This window comes from Clavibacter michiganensis (assembly GCF_021216655.1).
In the GTDB taxonomy this organism is placed as follows: domain Bacteria; phylum Actinomycetota; class Actinomycetes; order Actinomycetales; family Microbacteriaceae; genus Clavibacter; species Clavibacter michiganensis.
Genome location: NZ_CP080437.1, coordinates 555,325 through 580,148 on the forward strand (window position 1 = coordinate 555,325; position 24,824 = coordinate 580,148).

At 73.1% G+C, this 24,824-nt stretch carries 20 protein-coding genes; 15 read left to right on the forward strand and 5 right to left on the reverse strand.

What is annotated here, in order from left to right; all coding sequences use genetic code 11:
• The first annotated feature begins 28 nt into the window (after positions 1-28).
• Both dprA and K0V08_RS02605 read left to right on the forward strand, forming a co-directional pair.
• Positions 29-1,324, forward strand: a complete 1,296-nt coding sequence (dprA, locus tag K0V08_RS02600; protein ID WP_079532795.1) for a DNA-processing protein DprA — start codon at positions 29-31, stop codon at positions 1,322-1,324.
• Positions 1,325-1,416: 92 nt separating this feature from the next.
• On the forward strand, positions 1,417-2,394 hold the full coding sequence (locus tag K0V08_RS02605) for a tyrosine recombinase XerC (protein WP_172406912.1): 978 nt from the start codon (positions 1,417-1,419) through the stop codon (positions 2,392-2,394).
• A 70-nt stretch (positions 2,395-2,464) separates the two neighbouring features.
• Here the strand turns inward: K0V08_RS02605 and K0V08_RS02610 are convergent, their stop codons facing one another.
• Positions 2,465-2,968 (reverse strand): murein hydrolase activator EnvC family protein, encoded by a 504-nt coding sequence (locus K0V08_RS02610; RefSeq protein ID WP_227267226.1) that lies wholly within the window; start codon positions 2,966-2,968, stop codon positions 2,465-2,467.
• A 166-nt stretch (positions 2,969-3,134) separates the two neighbouring features.
• Here K0V08_RS02610 and K0V08_RS02615 point away from each other — a divergent pair, with 166 nt between their 5' ends.
• From K0V08_RS02615 to K0V08_RS02665, 11 genes are all read left to right on the forward strand, one after another.
• Entirely contained in the window at positions 3,135-4,592 is a 1,458-nt protein-coding gene (locus K0V08_RS02615) for a sugar porter family MFS transporter (RefSeq protein WP_079532798.1), read from the forward strand.
• 238 nt (positions 4,593-4,830) lie between these two features.
• On the forward strand, positions 4,831-5,778 hold the full coding sequence (gene rpsB, locus K0V08_RS02620; protein WP_012038069.1) for a 30S ribosomal protein S2: 948 nt from the start codon (positions 4,831-4,833) through the stop codon (positions 5,776-5,778).
• Positions 5,779-5,888: 110 nt separating this feature from the next.
• On the forward strand, positions 5,889-6,716 hold the full coding sequence (tsf, locus tag K0V08_RS02625) for a translation elongation factor Ts (protein ID WP_012038070.1): 828 nt from the start codon (positions 5,889-5,891) through the stop codon (positions 6,714-6,716).
• A gap of 156 nt (positions 6,717-6,872) precedes the next feature.
• A complete protein-coding gene (gene pyrH, locus K0V08_RS02630) occupies positions 6,873-7,589 on the forward strand; it encodes a UMP kinase (RefSeq protein ID WP_012038071.1) in 717 nt (238 codons plus the stop codon).
• A 152-nt stretch (positions 7,590-7,741) separates the two neighbouring features.
• Positions 7,742-8,260 carry a ribosome recycling factor gene (gene frr, locus K0V08_RS02635; RefSeq protein WP_050976299.1) on the forward strand — a complete coding sequence of 173 codons (519 nt, stop codon included), beginning with the start codon at positions 7,742-7,744 and terminating at the stop codon, positions 8,258-8,260.
• Positions 8,261-9,301: a phosphatidate cytidylyltransferase gene (locus tag K0V08_RS02640; protein ID WP_012038073.1), complete on the forward strand. Its 1,041-nt coding sequence runs from the start codon at positions 8,261-8,263 to the stop codon at positions 9,299-9,301.
• A 10-nt stretch (positions 9,302-9,311) separates the two neighbouring features.
• Positions 9,312-9,857: a DivIVA domain-containing protein gene (locus K0V08_RS02645; protein WP_012038074.1), complete on the forward strand. Its 546-nt coding sequence runs from the start codon at positions 9,312-9,314 to the stop codon at positions 9,855-9,857.
• Between the two features lie 193 nt (positions 9,858-10,050).
• Complete coding sequence (locus K0V08_RS02650; RefSeq protein WP_227267228.1) at positions 10,051-10,665, forward strand: lytic transglycosylase domain-containing protein; 615 nt, start codon at positions 10,051-10,053, stop codon at positions 10,663-10,665.
• A 70-nt stretch (positions 10,666-10,735) separates the two neighbouring features.
• Positions 10,736-12,466, forward strand: a complete 1,731-nt coding sequence (locus K0V08_RS02655; protein ID WP_079532801.1) for a cation:proton antiporter — start codon at positions 10,736-10,738, stop codon at positions 12,464-12,466.
• A gap of 35 nt (positions 12,467-12,501) precedes the next feature.
• Positions 12,502-12,798 carry a hypothetical protein gene (locus K0V08_RS02660; RefSeq protein WP_012038077.1) on the forward strand — a complete coding sequence of 99 codons (297 nt, stop codon included), beginning with the start codon at positions 12,502-12,504 and terminating at the stop codon, positions 12,796-12,798.
• Positions 12,795-13,529, forward strand: coding sequence for an alpha/beta hydrolase (locus K0V08_RS02665; RefSeq protein ID WP_012038078.1), 735 nt, complete (start codon positions 12,795-12,797; stop codon positions 13,527-13,529). Before K0V08_RS02660 ends, K0V08_RS02665 begins: the two co-directional genes overlap by 4 nt.
• 28 nt (positions 13,530-13,557) lie before the next feature.
• On the opposite strand, the gene K0V08_RS02670 is transcribed toward K0V08_RS02665, so the two are convergent.
• Both K0V08_RS02670 and K0V08_RS02675 read right to left on the reverse strand, forming a co-directional pair.
• Complete coding sequence (locus tag K0V08_RS02670) at positions 13,558-14,616, reverse strand: AI-2E family transporter (RefSeq protein WP_012038079.1); 1,059 nt, start codon at positions 14,614-14,616, stop codon at positions 13,558-13,560.
• Between the two features lie 29 nt (positions 14,617-14,645).
• Positions 14,646-16,421, reverse strand: a complete 1,776-nt coding sequence (locus tag K0V08_RS02675) for a coiled-coil domain-containing protein (protein WP_079532804.1) — start codon at positions 16,419-16,421, stop codon at positions 14,646-14,648.
• Between the two features lie 282 nt (positions 16,422-16,703).
• On the opposite strand from K0V08_RS02675, the gene K0V08_RS02680 reads away from it, so the two are divergent.
• Entirely contained in the window at positions 16,704-18,563 is a 1,860-nt protein-coding gene (locus K0V08_RS02680; RefSeq protein ID WP_079532807.1) for a DUF8094 domain-containing protein, read from the forward strand.
• Positions 18,560-19,564 (forward strand): tetratricopeptide repeat protein, encoded by a 1,005-nt coding sequence (locus K0V08_RS02685; protein ID WP_079532810.1) that lies wholly within the window; start codon positions 18,560-18,562, stop codon positions 19,562-19,564. Before K0V08_RS02680 ends, K0V08_RS02685 begins: the two co-directional genes overlap by 4 nt.
• A 75-nt stretch (positions 19,565-19,639) precedes the next feature.
• Here the strand turns inward: K0V08_RS02685 and glgB are convergent, their stop codons facing one another.
• Both glgB and K0V08_RS02695 read right to left on the reverse strand, forming a co-directional pair.
• Entirely contained in the window at positions 19,640-22,228 is a 2,589-nt protein-coding gene (glgB, locus tag K0V08_RS02690; protein ID WP_079532812.1) for a 1,4-alpha-glucan branching protein GlgB, read from the reverse strand.
• On the reverse strand, positions 22,225-24,363 hold the full coding sequence (locus K0V08_RS02695; protein WP_183130586.1) for an alpha-1,4-glucan--maltose-1-phosphate maltosyltransferase: 2,139 nt from the start codon (positions 24,361-24,363) through the stop codon (positions 22,225-22,227). Before K0V08_RS02695 ends, glgB begins: the two co-directional genes overlap by 4 nt.
• Positions 24,364-24,824 lie beyond the last annotated feature (461 nt).

The window sequence follows — 24,824 nt, forward strand, 5'->3', positions numbered from 1 at the left end:
ACTCCCGGCGAGCGATCTCGGGGAGCTGATGGCCGCGCTCCGCCCCGATGCCGCATGTCCGGGCGCGGACTCGAGCGACGCGGATGCGGAGGAGGTGGCGGCGCGCTGCACATGGTCCGGCATCGCCGAGCCCGGCGATCGCGTCGCCGGGGCGGTCATCGGCGTGCTCGGCGCCTGCGCGGCGCTGGCCTCCGTGGTCGACGGCTGCTCGGCCGACGCGGTCGTCGGGGCGATGCTCGACGCCGGGCTCCATCTGGAGGCGGACGGGCGCGCTGCGCTCGTCGGCGAGGTCGACGGGGCGCTGGAACGCTGGCGTCCCCGGGTCGTGCGGACCGAGGCGCTGGCGCGGCTCCACGCCGCGTGCGCGGTCGGCGCGCGGGTGGTGGTGCCCGGGGATGCGCACTGGCCGGTAGGCGCGGACGACCTGGGGCCGCACGCGCCGCTCGTGCTGTGGTGCACGGGGGCGCCGGACGCGATGGCCGCGCTCCCGGGGTCCGTGGCGATCGTGGGAGCGCGCGCGGCCACCGGGTACGGCGAGCACGTCACCGCTGAGCTGGCCGCCGGCCTCGTCGACCGAGGCGTGGCGGTGGTCTCGGGCGGGGCGTACGGCATCGACGGCGCGGCGCACCGCGCGGCCATCGGGTCGGCGGGGCGCACGGTGGCGTTCCTCGCGGGCGGCGTCGACCGTCTCTATCCGTCCGGTCACACGGAGCTCTTCGCGCGGATGCGACGCGACGGAGCCGTGGTGTCCGAGCTGCCGTGCGGGGCGTCGCCGACGCGCTGGAGGTTCCTCCTGCGCAATCGCCTCATCGCGGCGGTCAGCGCGGCCACCGTCGTCGTCGAGGCAGGTGCGCGCAGCGGGTCGCTGAACACGGCGAACCACGCGGTCGCGCTGGAGAGGCCGCTCGGGGCCGTACCGGGTCCGGTGACGAGCGCGTCGTCGTCGGGGTGCCACCGTCTCCTCCGCGAGACCCAGGCGGTGTGCGTCACGTCGGCCGACGATGTGATGGAGCTGCTGCCGGGCTGGAGCGGGTCGGGCGCGCAGGCCCGCGCGTCGGAAGCCCCGCATGCGCCATCTCGCGCCGCGCCGAGCGCACCCGATGCCGCGCGCGCGGGCGCGCGCACCGCTGAGGTCCGAGGCGATCCGCGCGTCGTGCGCGTGCTGGACGCCCTCGCCGTACGCCGTGGGCGAGAGACCGCCGACGTCGCGGCACGATCCGGTCTCGGGCTCGCCGAGACCTCTTCCGTGCTGGGCATGCTCGAGCTCGAGGGGGCAGTGGCCCGAGCGGATGGGGGATGGGTGCGGCGATCCGGATCGCGGTGACGCGGGCGGGCCCCGGACAGGCGACCTCGTTCCCGCAGGTGAGCCCGCACCGCACGGCGCGCGGATCCACGTAGCCTTCGTGGATGGACAGGATGAGGGTCGGCGGCGGACGCGTCGAGGGCGCGGGCGGAGGTCCGCTGTCCTCGGGCGGCGCGGGTGCCGCGACTCCGCTCGTGGACGACATCGCCGCGTTCGGGACCTCCATGGACCGGGAGCGGGGGAGCGCGGCCCACACCGTCCGGGCCTACTCCGCCGACCTGCGGGACCTCGCCGCGCATGCCGGCCGGCAGGGCGTCACGACGTCCGCCGCCCTCGACCTGGAGGTGCTGCGCGACTGGCTGTGGCGGGGATCCCAGGCGCGGCTGGCTCCCGCGACGCTGGCGCGGCGCTCGGCCGCAGTGCGGGGTTTCGGCGCGTGGCTCCTCCGCACGGGCCGCGTCGAGGCCGACCCGGCCGTGCGGCTGAAGGCGCCGCGGGCGGGATCCCATCTCCCGCGAGTGCTGGCACGCGAGCAGATGTCGGCCCTCCTCGCCCGACTCGCCGCACGGGCTGCGGAGGACGACCCCGCCGCGCTCCGGGATCTCGCCGTCATCGAGCTGCTCTACGCGTCCGCGCTCCGGGTCTCCGAGCTGACGGGCCTCGAACTCGGCGACGTCGACGCCTCCCGCCTCACGGTGCGCGTGGTCGGCAAGGGCGATCGCGAGCGGGTCGTGCCGTTCGGCGTCCCCGCCGCCGAGGCGCTCGACGCCTACGTCGCGCGAGGCCGTCCCGGGCTCGTCTCGCCACGGACCGGTACCGCGCTGTTCCTCGGGGCGCGCGGTGGGCGGCTGGGTTCGCGCGCCGTCTACGGCCTCGTGGCCTCCCTGCTCGCCGACATCCCCGGATCGGGGCCGCAGGGGCCTCACGCCCTCCGGCACACGGCGGCGACGCACCTGCTCGACGGGGGAGCGGACCTCCGCACCGTGCAGGAGATGCTGGGCCACGCGAGCCTCGGGACGACCCAGATCTACACGCACGTCTCGATCGAGCGGTTGCAGCGCAGCTACGAGGGCGCCCACCCGCGCGCCTGAGCCGCACCGGCGGGCGCGCGACCGGATCGAGCCCGCGCTCCCTCCGGAGACGGCCGAGCCGGGGCTGGGTTCAGGGAACCAGGGGTAGCAGCACCGCGTGCTGGAGCGCGGCGAGCAGCAGGGCCGGATCCACGTAGTCGCCGTGCAGGCGCGCCCCGAGGTGCAGCCCGCCGTCGGGCGCGTGGCGAGGCGACGCGGCGAGCGTGCCGATGACCTGCCCTGCCACCACCGCGTCGCCCGCGGCGACCAGGGGGACGACCGGCTCGACGGAGGACACGTAGCCGTCCGCGTGCCGGATGCTCACGACCGGGCGATCCACGACCACACCGGCGAAGGAGACGGTCCCCGCGGCGGGAGCGCGGACCTCGTCGCCGGGGGCGACCGCGATGTCGATGCCCCGGTGTCCAGGACCGTACGCCGTGGTCGGCGCCTGGAACGGACGCGTGACCTGATGCGGCGGATCGACCGGCCACTCCCATCGCGGCGTCGCGGCGTCGGACGACGACGCAGGCGGCGCATCCACCGAGGCCCGTGCGGTGAGGCCCGGCGTCATCCCGCCGGCGAGCAACCCCACGACGAGCCCCGCCGCGCACGCCCTCCATCGTGCCGCTCCGCCGCGCATGCGCATCTCCTTCCCCGGCGGCCGCGTCCTGCCCTCCGGTCGGCCGCATCATGCCCCCTGCAACGCCGGATCCTCGCCCGGTGCCCGCCCCGGCGGAGAAGTGGCAGAGTGGTCCGTTGTGAACGAGACGACGACCACCCAGGATGACAAGAAGCTCCAACGACGCGCGATCGGCCTGGCCGTCTCGGCCGCGGTGGGGGGCTTCCTCTTCGGGTTCGACTCCTCGGTCATCAACGGCGCGGTCTCCGCGATCCAGGGCCGGTTCGAGCTGAGCGAGACGCTCATCGGCTTCGCGGTGGCCAGCGCGCTCCTCGGTTGCGCGCTCGGCGCCTACCTCGCGGGTCGCATCGCCGACCGCATCGGCCGTCGCTGGACGATGATCATCGGCGCCGGCTTCTTCTTCATCAGCGCCTTCGGCTCCGGCTACGCGTTCAGCGTCTGGGACCTCACGATCTGGCGCGTCATCGGCGGCCTCGGTATCGGCATCGCCTCGGTCGTCGCCCCCGCCTACATCGCGGAGATCTCGCCGAAGCTCCTCCGTGGCCGCCTCGCGTCGCTGCAGCAGCTCGCGATCACGCTCGGCATCTTCACCGCCCTCCTCTCGGACGCCGTGTTCGCCGGAGCGGCGGGCAGCGCGTCGGCGGAGTTCTGGTTCGGCCTCGAGGCCTGGCGCTGGATGCTCCTCGTCTGCGCCATCCCCGCGGTGATCTACGGCGTCCTCGCGTACCGCCTGCCGGAGTCCCCGCGCTTCCTGGTCGAGAAGGGCCGCAAGGACGAGGCGCAGGCGATCCTCGCGAGCGTCTGGAAGCAGGAGGACATCGACCGCGCGAGCCGCGACCTCGAGCGCCAGATCGAGGAGGACCGCGTCGCCAAGCGCACCGGAACGCTCCGCGGGAACAAGCTCGGCCTCCAGGGCATCGTCTGGATCGGCATCATCCTGTCCGTGTTCCAGCAGTTCGTCGGAATCAACGTGATCTTCTACTACTCCACGACGCTCTGGCAGGCCGTCGGCTTCGACGAGTCGCAGTCGCTGCTCACCTCGGTCATCACCGCGGTCACGAACGTCGCCGTGACCTTCATCGCCATCGCGCTCGTCGACCGCATCGGCCGCCGCCCTATCCTCCTGTCCGGCTCGCTGGCCATGGCCGTGTCCCTCGCCGTGATGGCGATCTGCTTCAGCCAGTCCTCGACCGTCGACGGCGAGGTGGCCCTGCCGCAGCCCTTCGGCGTCATCGCGATCATCGCGGCGAACGTCTTCGTCATCGGCTTCGGCGCCTCGTGGGGCCCGCTCGTCTGGGTGCTGCTCGGCGAGATCTTCCCGAACCGGATCCGCGCCAAGGCCCTCGGCGTCGCCGCGATGGCCCAGTGGATCGCGAACTTCGCCATCACCGTGTCGTTCCCGGCGCTGTCCGCCTTCTCGCTGCCGTTCACCTACGGCATGTACGCCGCGTTCGCCGCGCTGTCCTTCGTCTTCGTCCTGATGAAGATCCCTGAGACCAACGGGATGTCGCTCGAGGAGGCCGAGACGCTCTTCGTCGACAAGCCCACGAAGCGCTCGAAGGCCGCGCGCGCCTGATCCGACGCGCCGCCCCGTCGGTCCTCCGGCGGGTGGTAGCATCGACCAGCACCCGATCCAGGTCGGGTGACTACGCGTGCCCATCAGGCCGCCGCATCCACTCGGTCCCCTCGTGGCGATGATCCCTGTCGCCGAAGGGGCGGATGCGCGCCGGGCACCAGGATCAGCGGTCGTCCCGACCGCCGAGCGAACCGACGAGGCGCGCCGCGACAGCGCGCGCCGGAACAGGAGTACGGCCATGGCCGTCGTCACCATCCGCCAGCTGCTCGACTGCGGCGTCCACTTCGGTCACCCGAAGACGCGCTGGAACCCGAAGATGAAGCGCTTCATCTTCACCGAGCGCTCCGGCATCTACATCATCGACCTGCAGCAGTCGCTGGCCCTCATCGACAAGGCGTACGACTTCGTCAAGGAGACGGTCGCCCACGGCGGCACCATCCTCTTCGTCGGCACCAAGAAGCAGGCGCAGGAGTCCATCGCCGAGCAGGCGCAGCGCGTCGGCCAGCCCTACGTCAACCAGCGCTGGCTGGGCGGTCTGCTGACCAACTTCCAGACCGTGCACAAGCGCCTCAACCGCCTCAAGGAGCTCGACCTCGTCGACTTCGACGACACGACGCGCGGCTTCACCAAGAAGGAGCTCCTCATCCAGCGTCGCGAGCGCGACAAGCTGGAGAAGAGCCTCGGTGGCATCCGGAACCTGACCAAGACGCCGTCGGCGATGTGGGTCGTGGACACCAAGAAGGAGCACCTCGCCATCGACGAGGCGCGCAAGCTCGGCATCCCGGTCATCGGCATCCTCGACACCAACTGCGACCCGGACGAGGTCCAGTACCCGATCCCGGGCAACGACGACGCGATCCGCTCCGTCGCGCTGCTGACGCGCATCATCGCCGACGCCGCGGCCGAGGGCCTCATCCAGCGCCACCAGAAGCCCGACGCCGAGGGCTCCGCCCCGGCCGAGCCGCTGGCCGACTGGGAGCGCGAGCTGCTCGAGCAGGGCGACGCCGCGAAGGCGGAGCTGCCCGTCGAGGAGAACGACGTCGACGCCGAGGTCTCCGCCAAGAACGAGGCGAAGTCCGAGGACGAGGTCGCCGCGCCCGTCCACGCCCCCGAGTCCGACGACGCCACCGAGGCGAAGATCGAGGCCGAGGCGACCGAGTCCGAGAAGGCTCCCGTCTCCGAGTAGTCCGACCACACGCACCATCCCGACGGGCGGGCGCGGGTTCCGCGCCCGCCCGTCGGGCACTCACCACCGGGAGACCCCCGGATCATCACCTACAGAAGGAGTCCATGAGCATGGCGAACTTCACTGCCGCTGACGTCAAGGAGCTGCGCGACCGCCTCGGCGCCGGCATGATGGACAGCAAGAACGCGCTGGTCGAAGCAGACGGCGACATCGAGAAGGCCATCGAGATCCTGCGCCTCAAGGGCCAGAAGGGCAACGCCAAGCGCGGCGACCGCTCCACCGCCGAGGGCCTCGTGGCCGCGTCCACGCAGGACGGCGCCGCCACCCTCATCGAGCTCGCGTGCGAGACCGACTTCGTCGCCAAGAACGACAAGTTCATCGCACTGTCCGAGTCCGTCCTCGCCGCCGTCGTCGCGGCCGGCGCGTCCACCGTCGAGGAAGCCCTCCAGGCCCCCGCGGGCGAGCAGACCGTCGACCAGCTGATCAGCGACCAGGCCGCGATCCTCGGCGAGAAGATCGCGCTCCGCCGCGTCGCCCGCCTCGCCGGCGAGCACCAGGAGGTCTACCTCCACCGCACGTCGAAGGACCTCCCGCCCCAGGTCGGCGTCGTCGTCGACTACAGCGGCACGGACGCCGAGACCGCGCGCAGCATCGCCCAGCACATCGCGTTCGCCAACCCGGAGTACCTCGCCCGCGAGGACGTCCCGGCGGACAAGGTCGAGGCCGAGCGCGCGATCGTCACCGAGATCTCCCGCAACGAGGGCAAGCCCGAGGCCGCCCTGCCGAAGATCATCGAGGGGCGCCTCACCGGCTTCTTCAAGCAGGTCGCGCTCCTCGAGCAGGACTACGCGAAGGACAACAAGCAGTCCGTGAAGAAGGTCGTCGAGGCCGCTGGCCTCACGGTCACGGGCTTCGCCCGCTTCAAGGTCGGCGCCTAGCACCACCACGGGGAGCCCGGGTCGCATGCGACCCGGGCTCCCTTCTCCATGTCCGGGCGGGGCGGCCGCCATACGCCGCCGTCCCCGCCGGACGTCACAGTAGATTGGACCGGGGCCGGATCCGGCGACCGGAACGCGAGGACGGGAACAGCACCTATGACCGATCAGACCACCACCCGCCGCGTCCTCCTCAAGCTCTCCGGGGAGTCCTTCGGCGGCGGCCAGATGGGCGTGGACCCGGACGTCGTGAGCGCGCTCGCGCGCGAGATCGCCGAGGCCGCGAAGACCGTCGAGGTCGCGATCGTGGTCGGCGGCGGCAACTTCTTCCGCGGCGCGCAGCTGTCGCAGCGCGGCATGGACCGGGGCCGCGCGGACTACATGGGCATGCTGGGCACCGTCATGAACGCCCTCGCCCTGCAGGACTTCCTCGAGCAGGCCGGCGCCGCGACCCGCGTCCAGTCGGCCATCTCCATGACCCAGGTCGCCGAGCCGTACATCCCGCGCCGCGCCGTCCGGCACCTCGAGAAGGGGCGCATCGTGATCTTCGGCGCCGGTGCAGGCCTTCCGTACTTCTCGACCGACACCGTGGCCGCGCAGCGCGCCCTCGAGATCCAGGCCGTCGAGGTCCTCGTCGCCAAGAACGGCGTCGACGGCGTCTACACGGGCGACCCGCGGACGGATCCGTCGGCCACGCTCCTCGACACCGTCACCTACCAGGACGCCCTGCAGCGCGGATTGAAGGTCGTCGACTCGACCGCCTTCAGCCTCTGCATGGACAACGACATGAAGATGGTCGTCTTCGGGATGGAGCCGGGCGGCAACGTCACCCGCGCGATCCGCGGCGAGCGCATCGGCACCATCGTCTCCAACTGACGACCCGCGCTCCGCCGCCGGCCCCGACGGGCCGCGTCTCGGCCGGAGCGCCTCCCCATCCGCGTTAAGATCGACCGGGCGCCCACCGCGCCCGCGCTACCGAAGGAGAACCCGTGACCGTCGCCGAAGTCCTCGCAGATGCCCGAGACCGGATGGGCAAGGCCGTCGAGGCGGTGAAGGAGGACTTCGGGAGCGTGCGCACGGGCCGTGCCAACCCCGCCCTCTTCCAGAAGGTCATGGTCGAGTACTACGGCAGCCCGACGCCGCTCGGCCAGCTCGCGAGCATGAACAACCCCGAGGCGCGCACGCTCATCGTCACGCCCTACGACAAGACGGCCCTCAAGGAGATCGAGAAGGCCCTCGTCAACGTCCCGAACCTCAGCGCCACGGTCGGCAACGACGGCGAGATGGTGCGCCTCACGCTCCCCGAGCTCACGGAGGACCGCCGCAAGGAATTCGTCAAGATCGTCCGCGGGAAGGCGGAGGAGGGTCGCGTCAGCGTCCGCAACATCCGCCGCCGCTCCAAGGACGAGCTGGACGCGCTCAAGGGCGAGGTCGGCGACGACGAGGTCGCGCGCGGTGAGAAGGAGCTCGAGTCCCTCACCAAGACGCACACCGACCAGGTCGACGACGCGCTGAAGCGCAAAGAGACCGAACTCCTCGAGGTCTAGGTGGCCAGCCCCGAGGATCCCGCCGAGCGGGCGCCCGTCGTGCCGCCCGCGTCAGGCCCCGACGGCGCTCCGCGGATCCGGCGGCACCGCGGCCGCGTGACGCGCGCCGAGTTCGAGGCGCAGGTCCAGGCCACGCGTGCCGACCTGACGGCGCAGGTCCGGGCCACCCGCGCCTCGCTCGAGGCGACGAACGACCGCATCAACGCCCGCACGGGGCGCAACCTGCTCTTCGCGGTGAGCGTCGGCCTCCTCCTCGGCGGGGTCGTCCTCGTGAGCCTCGTCGTCGTCAAGCAGCTCTTCCTGGTCATCGCCGTCGCCCTCGTCGCATTCACCGCGTACGAGCTCGCCACCGCGCTGCGCCAGGCCGGCCGCCGAGTGCCGCGCGTGGGCTCGGTGATCGCGGTCGTCGTGCTCATGCCGATCACGTACTTCGGACGGCCCGACGGGCAATGGCTGGGCCTCCTCGGGGCCATGGGCTTCGTCGCGCTCTGGCGCGTGGTGGAGCAGGCGCTGCCCGCCCGGCGGACGTCCGCGCGCGCGCTCGTCGGCGACATCGGCTCGAGCGTCTTCCTGCTCGGCTACGTGGGGCTGCTCGGCTCCTTCGCCGTGCTGCTCACCGCGGGCGACGGCGGCGAGTGGTGGACCCTGGCCTTCCTCATCCTCGTGGTCTGCTGCGACACGGGTGCGTACGTCGCGGGGCTCAACTTCGGGAAGCACCCCATGGCGCCCACGATCAGCCCCAAGAAGACGTGGGAGGGCTTCGCCGGCGCGGTCGTCGCCGCGGTGCTCGCCGGGATCCTGCTCTCGCTGTTCATGATCCAGCAGGAGTGGTGGTTCGGCGTCGTGCTCGGCCTCGTCATCGTGGTGACCGCGACCCTGGGCGACCTGGCCGAGTCGCTCATCAAGCGCGACCTCGGCGTCAAGGACATCAGCTCCTGGCTGCCGGGCCACGGCGGGTTCCTCGACCGCCTCGACTCCGTGCTGCCGTCCGCGGCGGTGGCCTATGCGCTGTTCCTCATCGTCACGGGAGCTTCCTCGTAGGATGTCCCGGATGACCACCACCTTCCCGAGCGCCGGGCGCCGCGAGCGCGGCTACGACCCGGACCAGGTCGACGCCTTCCTGCGCGACGCGAGACGCTGCTACGACGACGAGGCCGACCGCTCCCTGACCTCCGAGACCATCCGCCGGGTGTCCTTCGACATGCGCCGCGGGGGCTACTCGGCCGCCGCCGTGGACCGCGTCCTCGAACGGCTGGAGGACGCGTTCGCCGTCCGGGAGCGCGACCGCACGGTGGCCCGGGTAGGCACCGACGCGTGGAACGCCGAGGCCCGACGCGCGGCGCAGGAGATCCTCGACCGGGTCAGCCGGCCCACGGGGGAGCGGTTCGACCGGGCCGGGTTCCTGACGACCGGGTACGACCGACGCGAGGTGGATCGCTTCGCGGACCGCGTCGCCAAGTACTTCCGGGGCACCAAGCCCATGAGCGTCGACGACGTGCGCACGGTGGCGTTCCACCCGCGCCGCGGCGGGTACCGGGAGGCGCAGGTCGACCTGCTGCTGGACGCCGTCATCGACGTCATGAACGCCGTCCGCTGATCCCTCCGCCACTCCTCCCCGGCGCGATCCGCCTGGCAGGACGCCCCCGATCCGGTCCGGGAGTCGCCATCCGGGTAACGGTTGGGTAAAGTCGTGCGGAGCCATGGGTAGACACACGAACGATCTCGCTCCTCGCCAGCCGCTGACCACCGCTCCGAGGGCCGTCCCCCGACGGCGCTCCGCGTTCTCGCGCGTGGCCGCCCCCACCATCGCCTTCGGCGCGGCTGCGGCGTTCATGCTCGTCAACGTCGTGGATCCCACGTCCGGCGCGGTCGCGAACCCGCAGTACCAGGAGTACCAGGCCACGGTCGCCCAGCTCGCCCGCGCAGATGCGCAGAGCCTCACCGTCGCCTCCGCCGACACCGTCGTGGAGATCGAGCCCGGCTTCCAGTCCGTCGCGGCCCCGCCGCCCCCGCCGCCCGTCGTGGCCCCCGCGCCGTCCACCGGCTCGGGCTCCGGCGCGAAGTCGTCCGGCTCGGGCGGAGGCGGTGCCATCGCGATCCCGGATCCCGGCAGCGCCAAGGGAATCGCGCGGAGCATCCTCGCCTCGCAGGGAATGGGCGACGACCAGTACGCGTGCCTCGACTACCTCTGGACCAAGGAGTCCGGTTGGCGGGTCAACGCGTACAACCCCAGCGGTGCCTACGGCATCCCGCAGGCCCTCCCCGGCAGCAAGATGGCGTCCGCCGGGCCCGACTGGCAGACGAACCCCGCCACGCAGATCACGTGGGGCCTCGGCTACATCGACTCGCGCTACGGCTCGCCGTGCGGCGCGAAGGCGCACAGCGTCCTCAAGAACTGGTACTGACGACCGCACCGCACCTGACTCGGCGGTGACGCTGCGTCGGGTGCTCGTCCCGTCGGGCTAGCCTCTGAGCATGGACTACGCGGCTCTCGGCGTCGCCGGGATCGCGACCCTCGTGGCCGTCACGCTCCTGGCGCGGCGCATCGGCGTGGCCACGCCCCTGGTCCTCGTGCTCGTCGGGGTCGGGATCTCTTACCTCCCGGGCGTGCCGCCCGTCGAGGTGCCTCCCGAGCTGATCCTCGCGGGCGTCCTGCCGCCGCTGCTGTACGGAGCCGCCGTGACGGTGCCGCTCGTGGACCTGAGGCGCAACCTCCGCACGATCGTCAGCCTCTCGGTGGTGCTGGTGCTCGTGTCGGCCTTCGGGATCGGCCTGCTGCTCTACGCGCTCTTCCCGAACCTGTCCTTCGCCGGCGCGCTGGCCCTCGGCGCCGTGGTCAGCCCGCCCGACGCCGTCGCCGCGACGAGCATCGCGCGCCGGCTCGGCCTGCCACCGCGCCTCGTCACCGTCCTCGAGGGGGAGGGCCTCGTGAACGACGCGACGGCGCTCGTCCTGCTGCGCACCTCGATCGCCGCCGTCGGCGCATCCGTCGACCTGTGGCAGGCCGCCGGGGGCTTCGTGCTCTCCGCGGTGGGCGCCCTCGCGATCGGCGTCGTCGTCGGCATCGTCACCACCGAGGTGCGTCGACGGCTCGACGACCCCGTCCTCGACACCGCGATCTCCTTCGCCGTGCCGTTCGTGGCCTTCATCCCCGCGGAGGAGGTCGGGGCGTCGGGCGTCCTCGCGGTGGTGGCGGCGGGCATCTGGTCGGGTCATCGGAGCGCCTCGACCCTGTCGGCGCAGTCGCGCATCAACGAGCGGCTGAACTGGCGGACCGTGCTGTTCCTGCTCGAGAACGGCGTCTTCCTCGTGATGGGCCTGGAGCTCCGCGACATCATCGACGAGGTGCACGAGGCCGACCTCGGCGTGGGCACGGCGGTGGCCTACGGGATCCTCACGCTCGTCGTCCTGACGCTCATCCGCTTCGGCTTCCTGGTGCCGCTGCTGCTGGGCCTCCGGCGGCACGAGGAGCACGTCGCGGCGCGCACGCGTCGGGTGCGGCGGGGGCTCGAGCGGCTCCGCCGGGAGCGCGGCGACGATCGTCCGTCGCGGCGGGAGCGGGCCGCCGCGCGGATCCTCCGACGACGCCGGGCCGACCTGCAGGCCCTCCGCTCGCAGGGGCTCGGCTGGCGCGGCGGGCTCGTGCTCGGCTGGGCGGGCATGCGGGGCGTGGTGACGCTCGCGGCGGCGCAGTCGCTGCCGTCGGGGACGCCGTACCGCGCGCAGCTCGTGCTCATCGCCTTCACGGTCGCGATCGTCTCGCTGCTCGTCAACGGCGGCACGCTACCCGCGGTCATCCGGCTGAGCGGGATCCGCGGCAGCGACGCCGTCGAGGACCAGCGGCAGCTCGCGGAGCTCGTCTCCGAGCTGGCCGAGGCGGGGATCCGCGCCGTCGACGAGGGCGTGCGTCAGCTGCCGGAGGGGACGACGGTGGACGACGAGGTCGTCGAGCGGGTGCGCCGCGACACGGCGCTGAAGGCCGAGTGGGTGACGGAGCGCGCGGACGCCATGGCGGCGGACGACGACGCGCCCCTCAGCCCCCGCGCCGCGTACCTGATGCTCCGACGACACGTCCTGGACGCCGAGCGCGCGGCCCTGCTCGAGGCGCGCGGCACGGGGGAGCATCCCTCACGCGTGCTCGCCCGGGCCCAGCGCATGCTCGACCAGGAGGAGGCCCGGCTCGGTCGCCAGGCGGACGCCGGCTGACCGGACCCACGCGCGACGCCGCCTAGGATCGGAACATGCCGCGCAGCAATCGACCCCGGGGGAGACGCGCGCGTGAGGAGGACGACGAGGACGTGCTCACGCGCCTCCTCAGCGGCTCGCAGCACACCGAGACCCGCCGCGGCCGCGTCTGGAACGTGCAGCCCGTCTCGGCGACGCGTGCCCTCAAGGTCTACCGCTGCCCCGGCTGCACCCTCGACATCGAGCCCGGCCACGCGCACGTGGTGGCCTGGCGCGCCGACGGCATGATGGGCGAGCAGAGCGACCTCGCCGCCCGCCGCCACTGGCACACCCACTGCTGGAAGGTCTCATGACGGACACCGCGCCCCGCCCCATCACCAGCTCGACCGAGCTACCCGCTCGTCGCGAGGACGTCGAGCTCGTCACCGCCGACGGACTGCGGCTCGTGGGGGAGCTCGCGCTGCCCGCCGACCGGGAGCCCGTGGCGACGCTCGTCACGCTCCACCCGCTGCCCACGGCCGGCGGCTTCATGGACTCGCACGTCCTCCGGAAGGCCGCGCTCCGCCTGCCCGCGATGGCCGGGCTCGCGGTGCTGCGCTTCAACACGCGCGGCACGACGTCGGCCCGCGGCACGAGCGACGGCGCATTCGACGGCGGGGACGCCGAGCGGTTCGACCTGGCCGCCGCCATGGACCTCGTGGCGGCGCGCGGCCTGCCCGCTCCGTGGATCGTCGGCTGGTCCTTCGGCACGGAGATCGCGCTGAAGCACGGTCGCGCGCACCCGATCGAGGGCGCGATCCTGCTGTCGCCGCCCCTGCACCGCGCGACGGCCGACGAGGTGGCCGCGTGGCACGGCGACCCGCGTCGCCTCGTGATCCTCGTCCCCGAGCATGACGACTTCCTGCAGCCGGCCGAGGCGCGCGAGCGGTTCGCGTCGGTGCCGGAGGCCGAGCTCATCGCGGTGGACGGCGCCAAGCACCTCTGGGTGGGAGAGACGCAGGTCTCGCGCGTGCTCACGGAGATCGTGCGCACGGTCGCCCCGGACGCGCTGCCGCTGCCGACGGAGTGGCCGATCGCGCGCTGAGCCCGCGGAGGATCCCCGCGAGCGGCGGTCAGCGCTCGTTCTGCAGCGGGACCGCGACCTGGCGGATGATGAGCAGCACGGCGGCGGCCACCGGCACCGCGATGAGCGCGCCGAGCACCCCGAGCAGCGTCCCGCCCGTGAGCGCCGCGATGACGACCACGACGCCGGGCACCTTGACCGCCCGGTTCATGATGTTCGGGCTCAGGACGTAGGCCTCGATCTGCATGTAGACGAGGTAGTAGATCGCCACCGCGATCCACGTGTTCATCGACTCCGGCAGCAGCACGATCTGGCCGAGCACGATGAGCGCCGAGCCCGTGATCGTGCCCACGAGCGGCAGCAGCGAGAACAGGAACGCGATGAACGCCCAGACCGCGGGCAGCGCGGCCCCGACGATGCTGAGGTAGACGAAGCTGAGCACGCCGTTGCAGAGCGCGAGGCCGACCTGGCCCATGACGTAGCGGCCGACCGACTGGGTGATCTGCTCCGCGATGTCGGCGAAGCGCGCCCGGCGGGTGGCCGGCACGAGCTTGTACAGGCCGCTCTTGAAGGAGTTGAGCGAGGCCGTGAAGTACATCGTGAGGATCACGACGATCACGAGGCCGAAGAGGAAGTTGCCGATCGTGAAGGCCACGGTGATGACGTTGCCCGTGATGGTCGCGACGTTCGAGGCGTTGGAGAGGTACTGGACGAGCTGGTCGGCGCCGGTCTGCACGTCGAAGACCTCGCGCGGCACGAACGACTGCAGGTTCTCGATGAACTGGTCGCCGCTCACGCTCTGCGCGTACTGGACGATCTGGGTGACGAGGGCGCTCGCCTGGTTCACGACGACGGGGATGACCGCCAGCAGCACGCCGGCGAGGGAGCCGAGCAGCACCAGGAAGATGACGAGGATCGCGACCGGGCGCGGGACGCCCTTGCGCTCGAGGAAGGTCACGAGCGGGTCGATGCCGAGGGCCAGGAAGATGGCCGTGCCCACGTAGGTGAGGACGGTGCCGAGCGACACGAGCGCGCCGCCGATGACGAGAGCGGTGAGCACGCCGAGACCGGCCAGGAGGCCGAGGCGGTAGGGGTTCTGGATCTTCACGTCTCAGGGCTTCTCGAGTCGGCGCGCGCTCAGCGCGCGGTGCGGGTTTCGTCGTCGTCGGATGAGGAGTCGTCCGCCTGGGTCAGCACGCCGCGGACGTTCTCGAGGTACGCGGCCACCGACTCGCGCTCGATCCTAATGCGGTCGAGGCGCTCCTCCGCGTCGGCGAGGGTCTCGCGTGCGCGGCGCTCCGCGTCGGAGACGGTGTCGCGGGCGCGGCGCTCCGCGTCGGCGATGGCGGCTCGCGCGTCGTGGTCGGCGTCCTCCCGGGCCTTCCGCGCGGCGTCGCGGCTCTCCTTCGCGAGCGCCTCCGCCTCCTCGCGCGTGGAGGCGAGGAGAGCGGTGACCTCCTGCAGCCGCACCTCCGCCTCGCCGAGGTAGGCGGCCGTGCGCTCGGCGGCCTCGCGCTGGCGCTCGGCTGCGTCGCGGGCGTCGTGGTCGCGACGGGCGGTGATCTCGGCGTCGAGGTCGAGGTGGCCCTGCTCGATCTCGCGGCTGAGCAGCAGGCGCGCCTCGTCGGCCTCCGCCGCGAGCTCGCGCCGGGTCTCGGCGGCCTCGCGCTCGAGACGGAGGCGCTCGGCCTCCCGACGGTCGGCTTCGAGCGCCTCGGCCTCGGCGATCTCCCGCTCGAGAGCCGCCCGGGCGGTGACGGCCTCCAGCTCGAGCTGGGCGCGCGTCGCCCGGGTCTCGCGCTCCAGGCGCTCGGTGCCCTGGGCGACGTCGCGGGCGAGGTCGGTGCGGGCCTCCTCGACATCTCGCGCGAGGTCGCCGCGCGCGGTCGCCAGCTCCAGCTCGAGCGCCTCGCGCGTCTCGGCGATCTCCCGCTCGAGGGCGGCGCGGGTCTCCTCCACGTCGCGGTCGAACGCCGTGCGCTCCGCGTGGATCCGTCGGTCGAAGTCGTCGCGCGAGCCCTGCAGCTCGCGGTCCCAGTCGGTGCGCGCCTGCTCGATCTCGCGGTCGAGGTCGGCGCGGGTCTGCTCCTCGAGCTGGGTGAGGGCGATGCGCCGGGTCTCCTCGTCGAGCCGCAGCCGCTCCTCCGTCTCCCGCATGTCGCGGTCGAGCTCCGCGCGCTCCTCGGCGACCGACTCGTCGTGCCGGGCACGCGCGTCGGCGAGCTCGCGCTCGAGGGCGCCTCGGGCGAGGACGGTGTCGCGGGCCAGGTCGGCGGCGTCGCGGCGCGCCTCGTCGGTCTCGCGGTCCACGCGCGCGCGCAGCTCGGCGACCTCGCGGGCCGCCTCGGCGCGCTGGGCGTCCGTCTCGCGCTCCGCGGTGGCGCGCAGGTCGGCCACCTCGGTGCGCGTGCGGAGGAGGAGGGCGGCGGCCTCGCGCTCGGCGTCGCTGCGGAGGCCCTCGGCGCGGTCGTCCGCTCGCTCGTGCAGGTCGTCGGCCTCGCGGCGCGCGGCGTCGAGGATCTGCGCGGCCTGCGCTCGCGCGGAGTCCACGAGGTGGCGGGCGGTCGCCTCGGCCTCGGCGCGCTGCGCGTCCGTCTCCTCCTGCGTGGCGCGGCGGAGCCGGCCGGCGTCCGCGTCCGCCTGGGCGACCAACCGGGTCGACTGCTCCTCGGCGACGCGGAGCGTGGCCTCGAGCCGGCTGCCGAGCCCGGCGAACGTGGGGCTGCCGACCTCATCCAGCTCGTCGCGCAGCTCCTGCTCGCTGCGGCGGAGGCGCTCGGCCTCGGCACGCAGCTCGGCGCCCTGCTGGTTCGAGCGGATCAGCTCGCGGCGCAGGTCGGCGACGGCCCGGTCGACCTCGTCGCGGTTGTAGCCGCGCATGGCGGGGCTGAACGGCGTGTCGTCGTGGGGCACGGGGACTCCTTCGCGGGCGGCTCGCGGACGCCGGGCGGGGCGCAGCAGGTGCCGATCCTACCGAGTCGGCGGCCCGCGACCCGGTCCGTCTCCCGGCGCCGACGGCTCCCGGGGCAGGCGCTCCCAGGGTCGTCCGGTATCCTTCGATGTCGTCGTCCGCCGCCGGTCCGCCTGCAGCACGGCGGAGCGTCGCGAGAGCACCCGTGCTCGTCGGCCGCCGCGGTCGTCATCCGATCGCTGCTCATGCGGCCGCCGCCCGCGACGACACGAGAGGAGACACCCGTGCGATTCGTCCTGGCGATCGCGACCTTCGTGGTCGCGGCCCTCATGATCGGGCTGGGGATCGCCCAGCACACGTTCCTGGCGGGACCCGACCGCATCACCGCCGCCACGTCGTCCACCGGCGACGCCGCGTACGCGATCGTCGACGGGAAGACGCTCAACGCGCACCCCGGCCTGCAGGACACGGTCGTCCGCGGCGACGGCGAGGTCTTCGCGGCCTACGGCCCCACCACGGACGTCGAGGCGTGGGTGGGCAGCAGCCCGTACACGCGCATCGCCATGGACGACCAGGGCGCGCTGACCAGCCAGGTCGTGCAGCCGGAGGCGACCACGCCGACCCCCACGCCGAGCCCCACCGCGGGAGCCTCGGGCACCGACGCGTCGGGCACGGCGGCCGCGGCGACCTCCACGGTGACCGATCCCCGCGGATCCGACCTCTGGCTCTCCGAGCAGACCGGCCAGGGCGAGGTGTCGCTCAGCACGCGCCTCCCGGACGACGTCAGCCTGATCCTCGCCACCGACGGGCAGGCGGCCGCGCCGGCCGACGTCGAGCTGTCCTGGCCGTCCGAGGGCGAGTCGCCCTGGGTCGTGCCGCTCGTGGTCGGCGGCATCGTGCTGCTCGTCGTCGGGCTCGTCCTCTACCTCCTCGCGCTCCGTCACCTGCGCCGCAGCCGCGGACCGCGCCGCAACCTGCCGCCGCGCGGCGGTCCGCGCATCCCGCGCATCGGCCCGGCAGCCCGTCGAGCGGCCTTGACGGCCGGCAGCGGCGCCGCACCCGTGACGCCCCGCGGCCGTGGTCGTCGCAGCCGCATCGCGCTGCCCGTGCTCGTCGTCACCGGCCTCGCGCTCAGCGGGTGCACCGCCCAGGGCGCGCCGGCCGACCTCGCCGCTGGCGTGGGATCCACCGCGACGCCCACCCCGACCTCGTCGCTCGACGCCGCCCGCCAGGCGGAGGACGCGGATCCGCCCGTGGTGACGCAGGACCAGGCGGAGCGCATCGTGTCCCGCGTCTCCGAGGTCGCGACCGCGGCGGACCAGTCGCTCGACGCCGCCGCCCTCGCGCCCCGGTTCGCCGGACCGGCGCTCCAGGAGCGCACCTCGGACTACCAGGTGCGCAAGGCGAAGCCCGACATCGCCGCAGTCCCCGCGATCCCCGCCGGCGACCTGCAGCTGACGCTGCCGCAGGCCACGGTGGCATGGCCGCGCACGGTCGCGGCCGTCGTCAAGGACCCGGACACGGAGGACGCGCCCACGCTGTCGCTCACGCTCGTGCAGGACAGCCCGCGCGACAACTACCGCGTGCTCTACGCGATGCCCATCTCGACCACGGCGGCGCTCCCGGACGTGGCGCCTGCGGCCATCGGCGCGGCCCGGCTCGCGGCGGACGTGAAGCTCCTGGCCGTGCAGCCGGACCAGCTCTCCGCGGCCTACGCGGACGTGCTGAACAACGGCGACGCCAGCCAGTACGCCGCCCTCTTCGACCCGACCGACGACGGCGTGCGGGCGCAGGACGCCAAGCGCAAGGTGGACTTCCCGGCGTCCATCGGGGAGACGGGCACGGTCGAGTTCGCGGCCACGGCAGACTCCGCCACTCCCGTCGCCATGTCGACCGTCGAGTCGGGGGCGCTCGTCAGCGTGACCGTGCAGCTCGGCATCGTCGCGAAGCCGACCGCGGAGGGCGCGAAGGTCAACGCGAACCCCGAGGTCCAGGCGATCACCGGGCTCACGGACTCGGCCAAGGGCTTCGACACCGTCCGCACGGCGCAGATGCTCATGTACGTGCCTCCCGTGAACTCGGGCGAGAAGATCCGCCTGTACGCCTCCAGCACCCACATCACCTCGGCCAAGGAGCTCCCATGACGAACGTGCCCCCCTCCGCCGCCAGCCTCCGCGGCGCCGTCGACCTGTCCTCGCTCGTGAACCGCGCGCAGGCGCCTGCCGCGCCCGCGGGAGCGTCGGCCGGAGCCGCTGCGGCCGGAGCGCCCGGCGCTCCGGTCCCCGATGCAGGAGCGGCGGGCACCCCGCAGACGGTCGACGTCCCCGGCCTCGTGCTCGCGGCCGACGACGCCTCGTTCACGCAGTTCCTCGACATCTCGTCCGTGGTGCCCGTGATCGTCGAGCTCGTCTCGACGGGACTCGCCTCGAGCCGCGAGCTGTCGCCCGTGCTCGAGCGCGTCGTCACGGAGCAGGGCGGACGCGTGCTGCTCGTGCGCATCGACGTGGACCAGAGCCCGCAGCTCGGGCAGGCGTTCCAGGCGCAGACCGTCCCCACGGTCGCGGCGCTCATCGGCGGACGTCCCGTCGGCCTCTTCGCCGGCGTGATCCCGGAGGACCAGGTGCGCGACGTCATCCAGCAGGTGCTGGAGCTGGCGCAGCAGAACGGCGTGACCGGCCAGGCCGTCGCCCCCGACGCATCCGCCGCTCCGGCCGCTCCGGTCGAGGAGCCGCTGCCGCCGCACCACGCGGAGGCCTACGCCTTCATCGAGCAGGGCGACTACGCGTCCGCCGCCGCCGAGTACCGCACCGCCATCGCGCAGAACCCGCGCGACGCCCTCGCGGTCGCGGGGCTCGCGCAGGTCAGCCTCCTGGAGCGGCTCGACGGGAAGGCGGCCGACGAGATCCGCGGCGCCGCCGCGGCCGCGCCCGATGACGTGGACGCGCAGCTGCTCGTCGCCGACCTCGACCTCTCCGGCGGGCACGTCGAGGACGCGTTCACCCGCCTGCTGGAGCTGTTCCCGTCGGCCGACGCCGCCGGTCGCGAGGCGGTCCGCCAGCGCCTGCTCGAGCACTTCGAGGTGGTCGGCCTGGAGGATCCGCGGGTCGCCGTGGCACGTCGCCAGCTCACGCGCCTCCTCTACTGACGCGCCTCCCGCCCGCGCGACGACGGCGCCGCATCCCCGAGGGGATGCGGCGCCGTCGTCATGTGCGCGGTCCGGTCAGACCGTGGGCACCCGCGGGGTGCCGTCGTCGGAGCCGGGCGCGTCGTCCGTCGCGGACAGCCCCTCGACGGGCGGCTGCGCGTCGGGCGACTGCGGCAGCACGGGCAGGGCGTCCGGCTCGGCGAACGGCGTGCCGTCGGCGCGCGACTCGTCCGCGTCGGGTGCCGCGTGCGCGGGCGCCTCGACGGGGCGGAGGTCGGCCGGGTCCTGCTTCATGCGCAGCCAGAGGCCCGCGAGCGGCGGCAGCGTCAGCTCCGCCGACGCGGGCCGGCCGTGCCAGCCCTCGTCGCCCGCGTGCACGGCGCCGAGGTTGCCCACGCCCGATCCGCCGAACTGCTCGGCGTCCGTGTTGAGGATCTCCTCCCACACGCCCGCCTGCGGCAGCCCCAGCCGGTAGCCCTGGATGGGCGCCCCGGAGAAGTTGTGCACGACGGCGACCTGGTTCCCGTCGCGGTCGCGGCGGAGGAACGCGAGCACGTTGCGCCCGGCGTCGCCCGCGTCGATCCACTCGAAGCCGGCCGGGTCGTTGTCGAGCGCCCACAGCGCGGGCGTGTCGATGTAGGTGCGGTTGAGCGACCCGACGAGGTCGAACAGGGCGCGGTGCACGGGCTGGTCGAGGATCCACCAGTCGAGCCCGCGCTCCTCGCTCCACTCGGACGGCTGCCCGAACTCCTGACCCATGAAGAGCAGCTGCTTGCCGGGGTGCGACCACATGAACGAGAGGTAGGCGCGCACGTTGGCGAGCTTCTGCCAGTGGTCGCCCGGCATCTTGCCGACGAGCGATCCCTTGCCGTGCACGACCTCGTCGTGGCTGATGGGGAGGAGGAAGTTCTCTGTGTACGCGTAGACCATCGAGAACGTGATCTGGCCGTGGTGGTACGAGCGGTACATCGGGTCCTCGGCCGCGTAGTCGAGGGTGTCGTGCATCCAGCCCATGTTCCACTTGAGCCCGAAGCCGAGGCCGCCGTCGCTCGTGGGGCGCGTGACGCCGGGGAAGCTCGTGGACTCCTCCGCGATCATCACGATGCCGGGGTGGGTGCGGTACGCGGTGGCGTTGACCTCCTGCAGGAAGCTGATCGCCTCGAGGTTCTCGCGGCCGCCGTGCACGTTGGGGAGCCACTGGCCCTCCTCGCGCGAGTAGTCGAGGTACAGCATCGAGGCCACGGCGTCGACCCGGAGGCCGTCGATGTGGAACTCCTCGAACCAGTACAGGGCGTTCGCGACGAGGAAGTTCCGCACCTGCGAGTGGCCGAAGTCGAAGACGAGCGTGCCCCAGTCCTGCTGCTCGCCGCGGCGCGGGTCGGTGTGCTCGTACAGCGGCTGGCCGTCGAACTGCGCGAGCGCGAAGGCGTCCTTCGGGAAGTGCGCCGGGACCCAGTCGACGATGACGCCGATGCCGGCGCGGTGCAGCGAGTCGATGAGGAACTTGAGGTCGTCGGGGGAGCCGAACCGCGACGTGGGCGCGTAGTAGCCGGAGACCTGGTAGCCCCAGGACCCGCCGAACGGGTGCTCCGCGAGCGGCAGGAACTCGACGTGCGTGTAGGAGAGCTCCTGGAGGTAGGCGACGAGCTCGCCGGCGACCTCGCGGTAGCCGAGGCCGGGACGCCAGGATCCGAGGTGCATCTCGTACACGCTCATGGGGGAGTCGTGCGGGTCGCGCGCGGCCCGCTCCTCGAGCCAGGCGGCGTCGTCCCACTGGTAGCCGCTCGTCTCGACGCGCGACGCGGTCGCCGGAGGGACCTCGGTCATACGGGCCATGGGGTCGGCCTTCTCGATCCACTGCCCGGCCTGCGTGAGGATCTCGAACTTGTACGAGACGCCCGGCTCGACGCCCGGCACGAAGAGCTCCCAGACGCCGTTCCCGTCGAGGCGGCGCATCGCGTGCTGCACGCCGTCCCAGCCGTTGAAGCCGCCGATGACGCGGACGGCGCGGGCGTGCGGCGCCCAGACCGAGAAGGAGACGCCCCAGTACGTCTGCGCGACGCCCCAGTGCTCCCGGTGGTGCGCGCCGAGGACGTCCCAGAGGCGCTCGTGGCGGCCCTCGCCGAAGAGGTAGAGGTCGAGGTCGCCCACGGTCGGGAGGAAGCGGTACGGGTCGTCGCTCGTCCAGGTGCCGCCGTCGGAGTAGCGCGCCTCGACCTGGTAGTCCTGCAGGCCGAGCACGTGCGCGCCCTGCCAGACGCCGTGGGCCACGTGGGCGAGCGCGACGCGGGCGCCGGTGGAGAGGATCACGGACACGGCCTCCGCCAGGGGGCGGAGCGCGCGGACGACGACGAGGTCGTCGTCGACGCCGTCGATCGCGACGGGGTGCTGGCCGAGGACCGAGTGAGGTCCGGAGTGGACGCCCTCGGCGACGGCGCGCAGATCGTCGTCGGCGACCTCGGGGAGGCGGATGGGGCCGGAGGCGGATGCGGACGCGGAGGCGGGCGCCTCGTCCGCCGCGCCGTCCTCGGCGGGCACGACCACGTCGGCGCCCTGCTCGATGTCGGCGTCGGCGGCCGGCGGCACGATCACGTCGGCGCCGGGCAGCTCGCCCTGGGGGTCCTGCGGGTCGTCCTGGGGGGTGGTGTCTGTCATGTCCGTCATCCCTTCGATGCGGTCGGGGTGACCCGGAACACGTGCACGGGGTGCGTGAACGCGTCGAGCCGGACGAAGTTGGAGGTCGACCACGTGTAGACGTCGCCCGTGAGGAGGTCCTCGACGTCGAACACGGCGTCCTCGGCGAGGCCCCAGCGGGTCGGGTCGAGGTGGACCTGGGTCTCGCGCGCGGAGTGCGGGTCGACGTTGGCGACGACGAGGATCGTGTCGGCCTGGCCCGTGCCCGTGTGCTCGGCCGCGAGGTGCTTGGAGTACACGAGGATCGAGTCGTCGTCGCTCCAGTGCACGTCGAGGTTGCGCAGCTGCCGGAGCGCGGGGTGCTGGCGGCGGATCTCGTTGAGGCGCGTGATCTCCGGCGCGATGGATCCGCCGAGCTCCTCCTGACGGGCCCAGTCGCGCGGCTTGTACTCGTACTTCTCGTTGTCGATGTTCTCCTCGGCGCCGGGGCGCGCGACGTTCTCGATCAGCTCGTAGCCCGAGTAGATGCCCCACGACGGCGACGCGGTGGCGGCGATGGCCGCGCGGATCCGGTACGCCGCGCGCCCGCCGAACTGCAGGTACGGCGTGAGGATGTCGTGCGTGTTCGCGAAGAAGTTCGGGCGCAGGTAGTCGCTCGTCTCGTGGCTGACCTCGGTGAGGTACTCCTCGAGCTCCTCCTTCGTGTTCCGCCAGGTGAAGTACGTGTACGACTGCTGGAAGCCGATCTTGGCGAGCGTGCGCATCATCGCGGGGCGCGTGAACGCCTCGCTGAGGAAGATCGCGTCGGGCTCGTCGCGCATCACCTGGTGGATGAGGCGCTCCCAGAACACGAGCGGCTTGGTGTGCGGGTTGTCGACGCGGAAGATCTTGACGCCGAGGCCCAGCCACACGCGCATCACGCGGAGCATCTCGCGGTACGAGCCTTGCGGGGCGTTGTCGAAGTTCAGCGGGTAGATGTCCTGGTACTTCTTCGGCGGGTTCTCCGCGAAGGCGATCGACCCGTCGGGCAGCGTCGTGAACAGCTCCGGGTGCGTCGTCACCCAGGGGTGGTCGGGCGAGGCCTGCAGCGCGATGTCGATCGCGAGCTCCATGCCGTGGTCGGCTACCGCCTGGACGAAGGCGCGGAAGTCCTCCGCCGTGCCGAGCTCGGGGTGGATGGAGTCGTGACCGCCGTCCTCGGAGCCGATGCCGTAGGGCGAGCCCGGGTCGTGAGGGCCGGCGGTGAGCGTGTTGTTCGGGCCCTTGCGGTTGGTGCGACCGATGGGGTGCACCGGCGGGATGTAGACGACGTCGAAGCCCATGTCGCGGATCGCGGGGAGCCGGCGGGCTGCGGTCCGGAAGGTGCCGCTGGTCCAGGAGCCGTCCTCGTGCTCGACCGCGCCTTCGGAGCGGGGGAAGAACTCGTACCAGGATCCGACCGCGGCGCGCTCGCGCTCGACCACGATGGTCCGCTCGGGGGAGAGGGTGACGAGGCTGCGGAGGGGGATGCGGTCGATGGCCGCGAGGACCTCGGGGGTCGTGGCGGCGGCGAGGCGGGCGTCGGGCCCGGCGTCGGCGTCGGAGATGCCGGCGAGGGCGGCTCGGAGCACGCCGCGGTCGGCGGCGTCCCGGGTCTCGTCGGCGGACGCGCGCTCGAGCGCCTCGGCGCCGAGGGCGAGCATCACGTCGACGTCGAGGCCCGCGGGGACCTTGATCTCCGCGTTGTGCAGCCACGTGCCGAAGTCGTCCGACCACGCGCTCACGCGCCAGGTCCAGACGCCCTGCGTCTCGAGCTGGGCCGTCGTGATCCAGCGGTCGAGGCCGGGCTTCGTGGCGTCGAGGGACATGCGGTGCGCGGTGACGGCACCGGTCGGGTCGGTGAGGAGCACGTCGGCGCCGATGAGGTCGTGGCCCTCGCGGAAGATCGTCGCGCCGAACGGCACCACGTCGTGGACGAAGCTCTTGGCGGGCCAGAGGTCGTCCTCGATCTGCGGGGTGAGCGACAGGATCGGGATGCGGCCGATGACGGGGACGTATCCGTCGGCCTCGGGCTCAGCGGGCTGCGCAGGCTCGGCGGAGGGTGCCGGCGCCGCGGCCGGCGTCGGCTCGGCGGCCGGCGTGGCGTGGCGGGGAGCGGACGGCGCCGACGCGACGGGCTCCGGCACGGATGCGACCGGCGCGGCGGGATCGACGGAGGCGGCGGGAGCCGGATCACGCGTCGGCGTCGGTCCCGTCGCCGCCGCGGGAGCGGGCTCCGGAGCGGCGGGCGGCTGCGGGGCCGCGGGCGGCTGCGGGGCCGCGGGCACCGGCGGGATCACGGGGGCCTCGGGCTCCGCCGCGGCGGGCGCGGGCGACGTCTGCGCGGGCGCCTCCGGGATCAGCGGGAGGCGGGGCTCGGGCGGCTTCTGGGCGTCCTGGAGCTTCTGGGCCTTGGCGGCCTTGCGCGCTGCACGGCCGCGCACCGGGCGGGGGAGGGGATCGGGTCCGTCCTGGGGTGTGGTCACTGTTCGACCGTAGCCCGTGCGCCGTCCGGCTGTCGCTCGCCGCGGCGGTGGCCTGCGCCGCGCGGATGCCCGACGCCCGGCCTTCACCGTCCGTCCGGCAGGCGTCCACGGAGCCTCCACGC